10 protein-coding genes are annotated in these 13,003 nt (G+C 32.8%); 3 read left to right on the forward strand and 7 right to left on the reverse strand.

Going from position 1 to position 13,003, the window contains the following annotated elements; genetic code table 11:
• Positions 1-337 precede the first annotated feature (337 nt).
• Positions 338-670: a DUF1904 family protein gene (locus RCJ96_RS14955; RefSeq protein WP_001120954.1), complete on the forward strand. Its 333-nt coding sequence runs from the start codon at positions 338-340 to the stop codon at positions 668-670.
• Positions 671-1,110: 440 nt separating this feature from the next.
• Here the strand turns inward: RCJ96_RS14955 and RCJ96_RS14960 are convergent, their stop codons facing one another.
• The 6 genes from RCJ96_RS14960 to RCJ96_RS14985 form a co-directional block, all read right to left on the reverse strand.
• A complete protein-coding gene (locus tag RCJ96_RS14960) occupies positions 1,111-1,710 on the reverse strand; it encodes an undecaprenyl-diphosphatase (protein WP_000010584.1) in 600 nt (199 codons plus the stop codon).
• 370 nt (positions 1,711-2,080) lie between these two features.
• On the reverse strand, positions 2,081-4,627 hold the full coding sequence (gene pulA / locus RCJ96_RS14965; RefSeq protein ID WP_416504779.1) for a type I pullulanase: 2,547 nt from the start codon (positions 4,625-4,627) through the stop codon (positions 2,081-2,083).
• Positions 4,628-5,110: 483 nt separating this feature from the next.
• Positions 5,111-6,814 carry a M4 family metallopeptidase gene (locus RCJ96_RS14970; RefSeq protein ID WP_242303818.1) on the reverse strand — a complete coding sequence of 568 codons (1,704 nt, stop codon included), beginning with the start codon at positions 6,812-6,814 and terminating at the stop codon, positions 5,111-5,113.
• A 452-nt stretch (positions 6,815-7,266) separates the two neighbouring features.
• Entirely contained in the window at positions 7,267-8,244 is a 978-nt protein-coding gene (locus RCJ96_RS14975; protein WP_074610986.1) for a DUF4179 domain-containing protein, read from the reverse strand.
• Positions 8,245-8,775 (reverse strand): RNA polymerase sigma factor SigX, encoded by a 531-nt coding sequence (locus RCJ96_RS14980; protein ID WP_074610985.1) that lies wholly within the window; start codon positions 8,773-8,775, stop codon positions 8,245-8,247.
• A 251-nt stretch (positions 8,776-9,026) separates the two neighbouring features.
• On the reverse strand, positions 9,027-9,506 hold the full coding sequence (locus tag RCJ96_RS14985; RefSeq protein ID WP_242303817.1) for an AraC family transcriptional regulator: 480 nt from the start codon (positions 9,504-9,506) through the stop codon (positions 9,027-9,029).
• Between the two features lie 219 nt (positions 9,507-9,725).
• Here RCJ96_RS14985 and RCJ96_RS14990 point away from each other — a divergent pair, with 219 nt between their 5' ends.
• Positions 9,726-10,193 carry a VOC family protein gene (locus RCJ96_RS14990; RefSeq protein ID WP_074611000.1) on the forward strand — a complete coding sequence of 156 codons (468 nt, stop codon included), beginning with the start codon at positions 9,726-9,728 and terminating at the stop codon, positions 10,191-10,193.
• Between the two features lie 353 nt (positions 10,194-10,546).
• Complete coding sequence (gene secY / locus RCJ96_RS14995) at positions 10,547-11,851, forward strand: preprotein translocase subunit SecY (RefSeq protein ID WP_078438494.1); 1,305 nt, start codon at positions 10,547-10,549, stop codon at positions 11,849-11,851.
• Positions 11,852-11,869: 18 nt separating this feature from the next.
• Here the strand turns inward: secY and RCJ96_RS15000 are convergent, their stop codons facing one another.
• Complete coding sequence (locus RCJ96_RS15000) at positions 11,870-12,895, reverse strand: DnaA N-terminal domain-containing protein (RefSeq protein WP_242303816.1); 1,026 nt, start codon at positions 12,893-12,895, stop codon at positions 11,870-11,872.
• Positions 12,896-13,003 lie beyond the last annotated feature (108 nt).

The raw sequence follows: 13,003 nt of genomic DNA on the forward strand, positions 1-13,003 counted from the left end.
ACAAAATTCCGTTCTGAAGGTACTAAAAAATTTAGCTTGATAGTGATCGGATAGCGCCAGGATTTTGCGCTTTTACAAAGTTAAAGATAAAAAGTCTTTTGTATCAATGTTTTTTAGTTCGTTCCAATAGAGGAAAGCCTATTGAGACAAGGCTAATATAACGTGGAATAAGGCTTTTGAATGTCTCATATGACTCATTTCAAAATTCAATCCGCCTTTTCGGGACGGGACCCCATTCTGAAGAATGTCATTGAAATGTATCAATAGATTCTAGTGCAGCAAAATAAATTGTGCTATGATGTGAACAAATATAAAGCTATCTAACGGAGGGGTTCACATGCCGCATGTTGTGTTTCGTGGAATTACTACTGAACAATTAAAACACATAAGCAAGCCATTAGTAGAAGAGCTCGCAGAGATTTGTGAGTGTGGTACGGATAATTTTACGTTGGAACTACCAAGTTCTACGTTTGTATTTAATGGAGAAGAAATAGAAGCGTTTCCTCTTATTGAAGTGAAATGGTTCGAGCGTGGACAGGAAATTCGTGATCGATTTGCCAAGGCCATTACTACGTATGTAATGGATTTTGGACTTCCAGAAGTAGAGGTTGTTTTTACGGTTTTCACAGAATCAGCGTATTATATTAACGGGAAGCATTGTGCAAGTTAGATCTATTCGAAAGATTTTTGTAACCATTAAAAGGGGTAGAACCACATCACTATCAAGGTAATAAGACAAAATCTCCCCTAAAAAGAAAAAGGCGTTATTCTTTCTGAGAAATCATAGGAAAGGATAACGCCTTTATATCAATATGACGGTATCCTATATGAAAAATTAACATCGTTCCAAATTTATATATTGGGGTCACGCCACATGTCTATCAACTGAAGAAAATAAGTTACCTCAAAAACGATAAAAATACACTTCGGTGCTAACTAAATGTTTTGCGATATGGTCTTCATTGTTATCTAAATAGTAGGTAATAAACTGTTTTATTACCTAGACGTACTACCTATTCCTTTTCGTCTTCTTGGATGTAAATAAGTGTATTGATATCTCGGCCCATTCGGCTTGTGAAGAATAGTAATGAGGATGATAAAGGATTGTACTCACAATCCTTTTGATTTGTTTTTGGATGGTAAAACATGTTTCTCTACTCTTTCATATTGAGTAAGTAATTGCCTAATAAAAGATAATTTCGGTACTAACCAATGCGAAAATACCGCTGAAATACATCCTATTAAAGCCCCTACTGCAACATCAAAAGGATAATGAACCCCTACCCAAATCCGTGAGATCGCTACACAAAATGCAAGTATAAGCCATAACCATCCAGTTTTTTTACGAACAAGCCAAAACGAAAAACAAATCGAAAAAAAGAGAATTGTATGGTCACTAGGAAATGAATTATCTACAGCATGGTCGACAAGTTTATTAACATGAGGCAATACTGCAAACGGTTGATAATTCAGATGGAATTTCCCTGCTATTTTTCCAATCACCTCAGCAATTACAAAAGCAACCATCGCTTGAATAACCATCATTCTACTTTTTCTGGACCTAGTAAACCAATAAGCTAAAATAATTAAAGCAAACATATATACCATATATTCTGCCAAAAATACTATGGCTGGGTTTAGGAATGAATATTGTTTACCTAAATCATTAATGGCTCGAAAAATATCAATATTGAATTGAGAAAAAGACATTTTAAATCTCTCCTTTTAGTAAGGTGTTTTACTGAATGCCATATACTTTCATTACGTGAATAGTTTTGGTTATTGTACTCATCTAGAAATAAAAACTTCTTATGACATCGCTTTCTTCTTTTTCACTTTAATAAAAAAAGAAAAAGGAAAACATCGAACTTTCTTACAAACATTCATGCATTCTTACAGTGTTGTCATTTTTTCGTCACTTTGTAAATAGGTTCATCGTCTTGCCTTTTGCTATATTCATAAACTCGTATGTCTACAATTACGGAAACCCTAATCACACATCAAAAAGAGAAGAACCTTGGTGAGTTCTTCTCTTTTTGATTTATTAAATTGTAATACAATTACAGTATGTGAAATTATACTATTTTAACTTTAAAACAAATGAACTTAACGCAGGAACTTTAATTTTATTGTCATGCACAACATAAAGGGATTTACTTCCCGCCTGCTTCCCGTCTACTAGTACTTTCCAAGGACCTTTCGATGGAAGTGTTATTTCAACAGCTTCTCTATTTGCATTGTGAGCCACCATAAAGTATTCATTTTTATTCCCCTCTATTGTATAAGCTACAGTATTTTTCGGAGCATCAATAAATGATACATGTGTTTTTATTTGCTCTGCAGATGTCATTCGAAAAGCTGAGTACTTTTTGCGTAATTCTATTAAACCTTTCATATAATCTACTTCATTATTAAACGTTGCTCGGCGCAGCCAATCCATCTGGTTAATTGAATCTGGAGATTTGTAACTGTTATGATCACCATATTTCGTGCGCATAAACTCTTGTCCCGCATGTAAGAATGGAATACCTTGTGATGTTAATAAAATCGAAGAAGATAATTTATGCATTTGTTTTCGCACTTCTTCACTGTCACTTGGATTAGTCAACTCAAGTTTATCCCATAATGTATGATTATCATGCGCTTCCACATAAGTTAGCACCTGCTCTGGATCTTGATAAGTCGACGAATTTGTATCGTAGTCAATGCCTGCGGTAATGCCTTTTTTAATACGGTCTTCCATGTTTTCCTTTCCATTTACAAACCCATTTTCTTTCTCTTCAAATACACTACCTTTTAATCCATCACGTATATTATCGTTAAAATGAGCAATCCCTTTCATTTTCTCTGCATTTTTTTGATTTGCTTTCAACTCAGCTGCAAGGGGTGTATTTAAATCCCAACCTTCTCCATGCAGTATAATAGAAGGGTCAATTTGATTAACAGCTTTACGTATTTCATTCATCGTTTCATAATCATGAATACCCATTAAATCAAAACGGAATCCATCTAAATTGTATTCTTTTGCCCAATATGTGACGGAATCTACCATGAATTTCCTCATCATTTTTCTTTCTGAAGCCGTATCATTTCCTACTCCAGTTCCATTTGCAAATGTTCCATCTTCATTGTAACGATAATAATAACCTGGAACCAACTTATGGAAATTAGATTCAGCAGCGTTATACATATGGTTATATACGACATCCATCACAACACGAAGATTATTATCATGTAGTGTTTGAATCATTTGTTTTAATTCAGTTATTCGAACAGTTGGCTCATATGGATTTGTAGAATAGGACCCCTCTGGAACGTTAAAGTTTTTTGGGTCATATCCCCAGTTATATTGTGGTTCGTTTACCTTCTCTTCATTTACTGAAGCATAATCAAATATCGGTAAAAGCTGAACGTGCGTAACACCAAGATCTTTCATATGATCAAGTCCCGTTTTCACACCTTCAGGCCCTTTTGTTCCTTTTTCTGTTACTCCTAAATATTTCCCTTTCTGCTTAATCCCACTTTCAGGTTGGATGGAAAGATCGCGTACATGCAATTCATAAATAACAGCATCTTCCGGATTTTTTAATTTAGGCTTTTTGTTAGTGTTCCATTTTTTCGGATTTGTTTCTTCTAAATCAATAACCGCACCTTTATCTCCATTTACAGAAGCAGCACGTGCATACGGATCAACTGCTTCCGTCCACTTATCACCAATTTTCAACTTATACGTATAATAGAGACCTTTTTGGTTCCCTTTAAGTTCTGCTTTCCAAGTGCCCTTTTCACCTTGTTGCATGTTTATTTCAGTACCTATTTTATCGTTCCATTTTTTATATGTAACTAATTTTGCTTCACTCGCAGTAGGAGCCCATACACGGAACTTTGTATGTTGTGGTGTATATATATTCCCTAAATCGTTACCACTATAATAAAATGAATGATCAAACTCTTCACTACGAATGACTTTACCGATTTCAGTATTTGTATCAGCTAAGTTTTCAATTTTAATTTTGTATGTCTGCTTTAAATCAATTTTCTGCTCCGTAATTACTTTCACCTTATTCGTAACATTCCCACTGTGTATATCATAAGGGCTAATATTCTTAATTTTAATACCTTCCATTTCAATTTTCTGTTCCTTAATATGAAATGGAACATTCGTCGTTACAGTGATTTCATTGAAACTATCAATAGTTGCTTTTTGAATTGATAGATCCGAAGAAGGCTTAGCGTTATATACTTTTTCATCACCAGAAAGAATCCATACTTCAGCACGACCGTCCTTTATATTTTCAATCCAACGATCACCACCATCTTTTTCCCACTCATTTGTACGAATGATGAATCCTACACGATTATAGTCACCATCTATATTAATCTTAGCGTACTTTCCAAATTCATCTTCACCAGTAAATTCATAAGATGTACCATTTGCATTTTCTCCCCATATCCAAAGGTTCCAGTCTTTTGTATTTCCAGACTGCTCTTTGTAATGAATGATAACTTCAGTTGTTTTCGAATTTGAAACTGCCTTTACACTTTGAAAAGAGAAAACAGATAATAACATAACGATTATAGTAAGCAATAAAACTGATTTGTTAATTAATCTTTTTGTCATTTGCACCACATACACCCTTTCTTTAAATAGTATGAACGATTTATTATGCCTGTACTACATTACACAATTTAAATTAATCTAAAAATCTCTTTTGCTTCACCCCCGTATTGGTTATTTTCACATATGTATTTCAATGATCTTTTCGATACGAAAACGTTTGCATTAATTGTTAAAAAAATAGTTTATTTGTGTCTTCATATATTTGTAAATACGAAAAGGTCAGGGAAATTATTTTAAAGCAACCGTTTGTTATCGCTTTCATTTTATAGCACTTTCCATCAAGAGGTCAATATATTATTAATTTTCTGTTTTTATATACTATAAACCTTAAATCTTTGTCGCAACTTCTTAAAGGTAGAGTGCCTAATTATTGCTTAGTAAGTTTATTTTTCAAATACATTAGTATGAAAAAAACAGCTAATATCCTTAAAACGACATTAGCTGTTTTTCATAATGTAATAATATATGAATAAGAACTATATTTCTAACTTACTTAATTTTTGCTGCATCAAATGCCTTTTGTACCGCTTGAACTTCAGCTGAATTCGCACCATATTTATTAGTTGCCACTCGAATACATGCTGATCTCAATTCTTTGAAGTTAGAAGTCATGTTTAACTCATCTGTATTTGCATAATAGAAAATATCAAACATTTTATCTTCACCAATTCCTTTAACAGTTACTCCGTTATGAGTTCCGCCTTTTGCAATGAGATACGCAACTTTATTAATAATGCTTGAATTAAAATGAACGCCACCTTGATCCCATCCATTAAAATCATTGAATTCGCTGTAATCATCTGGATAAGGTACTCCAAGTGAAGATGGAACAGAAGCTGGGTTTTCCATATCACGGAAGACAGATCCAGTTTGTTCTCCCATCGTCCAGTTAAAGCTTCCATTATTTACGTATTTCTCAATAGATGTTCCCATAATATCAGATAGTGCCTCATTAATCGCACCAGATTCACCGTAATATTCAAGATTAGATTCACTAGAAGTAACAGCATGTGTAAATTCATGCCCAGCTACATCATATGCTTTGACGATAGGATCCCCATATACAAGCATACTACCATTATTAGCACTTAACGCATTCTGCCAATTTTTCGGATCATTCGTATCTCCAGAATCCCAAGCATGTACAACTGAAACTACCTTTTGTCCCTTATTATCAAAGCTATTACGGTTGTATTTATCTTTATAAAAATCAAAAACTTTTGTTGCTAAGTAATGAGCACTTACTGCTTTTGGATCGTTAAATGTTGTTGAAGTACTAGTTGCTAATGTACCAGGATAATAGCTTTCTTCTTTCGTAATATCTCTGTAATTCACATCATATGTTTCAATCCCTTGCCCTCTTGTATAATCAGCCAGAGCATATTTGCCATTACTTTGTTTAGAAATACCAAATGAACGAGAGATCCCTAAATCATCTTTTCCAGTGCCCGTTAATGATGTAAGACTGCTTTTTTTACTTTTCTTTAAGGCTCCAACTAGTTTTTCGCTTGCTTTCAAGTTAGACTCTTGCACCATATTTTTTAACATATCACCATTTTGTGCATTTACTAAATATGTTCCAGAAACATAGTTTGGCGTGGCAGCTTCAAATGTAACCTGGTACGCATTGCTAGCTTGGCCATTATTTTCATCAACAAAAATAACTTCCTTAACTTCTGGCTCAGAAATAAAATTGATATCGTTCCCGTACTTCGTATAAATATATTGTTGTGCTTCATCTTTTGATAGATTGATAGGTTTTTTCAATTCTTCTTGTTTTAAATTTTGTGCGCTATCACCTGAAACACTTTTAATAACACCGTTATGATCTACGTGTGCAGTTAATTGATGGCCATATACTTCTTTTCCTTCATATGTTTGTTGTATACGTACAAGTGTAGTCCCATCATATGAATCACGTTTTTGAAGAACTTTATAATCTACTCCAGTTTCTCCATTGACTTGCTTTGAAGAAAGGGCTTGTTCTGTTTTCTCCTTAAGAGCATCTTTTACTACATTCTCTGGTGCCTTTTGTGACGGTTGTGTAAGTTCACCTGAACGGAATGATTCCTCTTGAATTTGAACTTGTAGTTGATCTGTTTCCTCTGCATGACCTACTCCGTATGGTGCTACTGCTGTTAAAGCTAAACCTGTTGTTAATGCTACCTTAGTTAACGTCTTTTTGTTTTTCATTTTTTCACCTCGTATAATTTTGAAATAGAAAGCTTGTACAAAGTATACTGCCTGCTCCTGTCGAAAAAAAGGGAAAATACACAATTTATGTAACATTATGCAAAATTACATAATGTAAGGGCGATAATACAAATAAAGAACAACTTATATATGTGCATGAATTTCAAAAAAAAGAGCACTTTAAGGTGCTCTTCAAATACGATTATAAATTATGCATTGTGTCATTTATTAGTATATGCTCGTCTCATTCAATTGTTTATTTGGTGATTTCGCTGCACAATAACTTATAAAAATTAGTTATCTCATACATTGAAATTCTTCGTTACTATTTGATTAGTAAATAAAAGAGATAGTTAAAATAATGTAAGAAATAAGCATTATAAAAGCAAACCAATAGATAAAGATATCACTCGACATGTATTGTGTTATTCTTTTTTTCATATAAATTTGTTTTACTTATTTACTTTTTCAGGATTAATTTGAAATTGACCTTTCCAAGATCCAGCTATTTTTCCTATTTTATTTATGTTTACATCTAATGTTAAAGGCTGTTTAAAGGAACCTTTTCCTTCAGGACCTTCAACAAATGTAATGACGCCTTCTGGTCTGTCTTTATCACGAATGCCTACATGCTCTAACTGTTTTCCTTCTGACAATAATTCAAATGGTGAATTGTCTTCACCTTGAATAAATGATAATTGTGAAAACATACCATTTCCTGTGTTATATTCAGGATTTTCTTCTTGTTGTCCATTTACTTTTCCATCGCTTTTTATATCTAATCCATTTGTATCAAATTCAAATGGCATTAGAGTTCCATCGGCTTTCTCCACTCTATAATGAACAGATATACGTGCATCTGCCACATATAATTCTTTAAAATGTACAGTTATCCCTTGATCTGTTATCTTTTCATCAATAGGTATAAACTGCCCGTTCAACATACCTTCTTGTTGTACACTGTTTTCATCTTTACTTCCTTCATTCACAACCGTATCATTTAATACTTCATTAGCAAAGTAAGAAGCAATATTAGTTGCTGCAACTTGAACTTGCGGAATCATAGCTATAGTAAAAATGCCTACCGCAGCAACCGACGTATACATGAACCGTTTTGATTTTTTATTCATATTTGAAAATACTCCCTGCTTTCTTTCTATTGTTTGATTTGTACTAAGTACATTATTAGTCTGGTTATAACCATTAAATGTTTGCCATGCTTTTTCGACATCAATATTTATTTCTGGAGTCTCATGAAGCTTCTCCTCGGCTAGTGTTGAATGTTCCCATTGATTTAATTCTGTTAGCTCAATTAATAAATTTTGACACTTCTTACATTTGTCTAAATGCTTTGTAAATTGTTTTCTTTCCTCACGCGAAAGTTCGCCATCAATATATGATTGAATGGATCCCATTTCATAACAAGTCATTTATTTCCCCTCCATTTGTTCAAAAGTTTTTCGGAACTTAAGTTTAGCTCGTGCCAACAATGTTCCAACAGACGAATTGTCAATCTGAAGTACTTGCGCGATTTCTTTATATCGAAACCCTGAAAATTTCATTAATAATATTGTTCGATCTTGTTCTTTCATTTTTTGCAACACCATTTGTACTTTTGTAATTTCTTCTTTTCTAATCCATTCATCATCTAGTGACGAATCAATTTGAACTTCTTGATACTGGGTTTCTTTATCGATTCTTGCCTGATGTCTCTTTTCAGAACGAATGTAGTTATAGGCGACATAAGTAGAAGACTTTATAAGCCAACCACGTAAATTTTCTATTGATTTCCAATCTGAATGATACAGTTGCAAAAACACCTCTTGCGCTAATTCCTCAGCAACTGTCTGTTCTTTAATGATCCATATTATTTGTTTAACAACATACGCATAGTTTTGTTTAAACAACGCTTCAAATGTTATATGTGAAACATTCCTCTCTTCACTTTTTATTGTTTGCATGTAAATAAAACCTCTCTCTCTTTTGATGCCTGCATTATAGAGAAACCAGAATGCTCATTTTTGTGACAAAAAAATAATATTTTTTATTATGTACTACTACGTACATTCATGATATAAACGAATATTCATATTAATTAAAGTAAAAATTTTTCTCAATAACAACATAAAACCCACTCTCAACTATTTTTAAGAGTGGGTTTAATACTATTAAAAAACAATTTTTTAATACCGCTTATAATTTATACTACTTATTATTTGTTCTTTTTTATTGGAACAAATAAATCAACCTTTAATTTTCCTTCTAGGTCTTCTGCAACATTGTTCATACAAAACTCTAAATTATCCCTATCATAATCTGCACTATATTCACTATTTGGTAAACACACTGCGTACATATATCGATACACTTCACTTAATTTATGAGGTTCATCATAGAATTGGTATAGAGCGTATAGACCTCCATCTACACTTTTAAATTGCACACCCTCATGTTGTTCTTTTTCAAAGTTTTCAGGTATGGTCACGCAAGCATCATGTCGGCACATATGGCTTGCAACAAGTTCAGGATTATCTAATGAGATTCCGATAAATGATTGCTCCGGTGGATAAAGCTTATTTTCAATAGACCAGTTCAATAACTTCCCCCAATGATCTTGTGGTTCAAAGTAACTACCAGTTCTTCTTATGAATGCCACTTCTAATGGTCGTAATTCTTTTACAACTACTTTCATCTATATCATCCCCTTATTAAGTATCTATTCAATTTATTTATCTTTCAATTTGATAAATCCCTTTTAAATAAACAAATTTCTTAATTGCATAAATCTTAATTGAAATAAGATTATTTACTACTAAAGTTGTATGTACTTTCATACTTTTACTCGATTCTATATTCTTTTTTAACAGCTATAGTAATGATAAGAAATTGTAAGAATAAAGGAGGATTTAAATTGATTAAAGGAATATACGAAGCACACTTACCGGTTAGCAATTTAAGAAACTCAATTGAATTTTATGAAAAACTAGGATTGAAGTTAGCTTGGAGCGATGAATCAACAGCATTCTTTTGGATTGAGGAAAGGAAAAGTTGGCTAGGATTATGGGCGGGCTCTGAATGTGAAACGAAATATCATCCTTCTTTACGTCATATTGCATTTAGAGTTTCATATGAGAATTTAAAAGAATCATTAAATTGGTTACACTCACTTCAAATTAAAGCTGTTCCGTTTGGGAGTAATGAATCTATTGAACCCTTTGTCCGTCCACATCAAGGTAATGCATCTGTTTATTTTATTGATCCAGATGGTAATAGCTTAGAACTTATTTGTCATATTGTTGTACCTAATGCACTAAAACATATAACTGATAAATTATCCTTTAAAGATTGGGAGACACTATTAGCTGACACATTTGAATGAATATTAACTATAAATCATAATGGATCACCCTTGTTTTATAACATGTATAACAATCCCGACTAATAATGTCCTATCAATTTATCATTAAATAAATGTAAAAAATGCCTCTATTCATTCATTTTTCATGCGTATGTATGTACATTTGTTAATTTATTCGATATATTATGTGTATTGAATGATTACGAAAAGCTTATAGGTCGCTAAAAAACACCTTATATTTTTATATCCATGAAAACTACAAAATGTATAAAATTCCATTTGTCAAATGAATTTAATGCGGAAGGAGGTTTGTGGTTACTTCATCGGGATATAATAATCAGTTTTAAACTGATAAAAATATAGGAGGCGACATTATGTTTCGTACGATTTCAAATTTCATGAGAGTAGCTGAGATAAGAAGGAAAATCCTTTTTACATTAGCGATGTTAATTGTTTTTCGAATTGGCACGTTTATTCCAGTTCCTCATACTAACGCAGAGGTATTAAAAGTACAAGATCAAGCTAACGTTTTAGGTATGCTAAACGTATTTGGCGGAGGAGCACTGCAACACTTCTCAATCTTTGCTGTAGGTATTACACCATATATTACAGCTTCCATCATAGTACAATTACTACAAATGGACGTTATACCTAAATTTTCGGAATGGGCAAAGCAAGGAGAAATGGGCCGTAAGAAATCAGCTCAATTCACTCGATACTTTACAATCATTCTCGCATTCATACAAGCCATTGGGATGTCTTATGGCTTTAATAATATAGCAGGTGGACAATTAATTACAGATCAAAGCTGGACTACATACTTATTTATTGCGACAGTTTTAACTGCAGGTACTGCATTTTTACTTTGGTTAGGCGAACAAATTACCGCTAATGGAGTAGGTAATGGTATTTCAATGATTATCTTCGCAGGACTTGTAGCAGCGATTCCAAATGTTGCGAATCAAATTTATTTACAACAATTTCAAAATGCAGGCGATCAATTATTTATGCACATCATAAAAATGGTTTTAATTGGTCTCGTAATTTTAGCGATCGTTGTTGGCGTTATCTACATACAACAAGCCGTACGTAAAATTCCAATTCAATATGCAAAAGCTGTTTCAGGAAACAATCAATATCAAGGAGCAAAAAACACTCATTTACCTCTTAAAGTAAATAGTGCTGGTGTAATTCCAGTCATCTTTGCTTCCGCATTTTTAATGACGCCGCGTACAATTGCGCAGCTCTTCCCTGATTCAAGCGTATCAAAATGGTTAGTTGCAAATCTTGATTTCGCACATCCAATTGGAATGACACTTTATGTCGGTCTTATCGTTGCTTTCACATACTTCTACGCATTTATTCAAGTAAATCCTGAACAAATGGCAGAGAATTTGAAGAAGCAAAATGGATATGTGCCTGGTATTCGTCCTGGTAAATCAACAGAACAGTATGTAACTAAAATTTTATACCGTTTAACATTTATCGGCGCGATTTTCTTAGGTGCAATTTCAATTTTACCACTCGTATTTACGAAAATTGCTACATTACCACCTTCTGCACAAATTGGTGGTACAAGCTTACTAATCATTGTCGGTGTAGCACTTGAAACAATGAAAACGTTAGAAAGTCAGCTTGTAAAACGTCATTATAAAGGGTTTATAAAAAAAGCGAATTAAGTAAAAAAACACAGTTGGTTATTTTTCCAACTGTGTTTTTAATTCTACTGCATCTAATTTTTCTACTAATGTACCAATGCCCTTTTCCAAGTTCATTATTTTTTCTTCTAACGCTCGAATACGTTTATTGCTCTCATCTACATCATTATATTTCAAACTGTTATTAGAGACTTTGAACTGCTCTCCTAATTCGGAAGTGATATCTTCAATTGTTGATTTTTCATTATTACTGGTTGTATTTGATTTTAATTCAAATTGAATTTCATATGTATTTCCAGTTAACTCTTTAGCTATTTGCGAAATTAAATCTTTATAAGACTTTTTAACCCACTCTTGTTGGAATTCGTTTTCAAAATAAATGATCAATGAATCTTCATTTATTCTAGCTGTCGTTTCTTTGACCCAAGTTTCATATGACGGTCTCGAAATTTTTAATTGCATTTTATCTTTTATTTTATTCCAAATTGTTTTTGATTCCTCTTGTCCGGAAGTACGTTGATTATTTTGCGCGTGATGGATCTGTACTTTAGAAGTAGCGCTTGATCCTATTTCGAACCAAATTTGATATTCTTCATTAGTAATTTTCTGTATGGTACTTGAAATTATATTTTTATACTCCCCTTCAAGCAAATCACGATGAAACGCATCTTCACAAAAGATTATTACTTTATTATCTTTTATCGTAGCGTTTGTATTTCTAATCCATGTCATAAATGTTTTCTCTGCTATTTTAGTTCTTAATGCTTTCTTTACTTCATCCCAGCTACTAAGCTTTTCTTTTTGGACATCTTTCAAGTTAGATGGTTCGCCATTACATAGATCAAACTGAATTTCAAACGTCGTATTAAACATTTCTCTTAATGTATTAAATACTAATTCTTTATAATGAGATTCTAACCAGTCACGTGCAAATTCATTTGGACAATAAATTGTTAATATATCATCCTCTAAATAAACAGTAGTATTAGTAAACCAAGTTTCATATGATGGTTTTGAAATTTGCGGTCGAATTTTTTCCTTTACTTCAGTCCAATTTATTTTCATAATAACTCCCCTCTTCTTACAGATCTCTTTCATATAGCTTAATAGTATTACGCCTTTCCAATAAATAAAGTCAATCCGTATCATGAATAAAATGAAAGCAGCCCTGTT

Source organism: Bacillus sp. BSL6 (assembly GCF_052928345.1).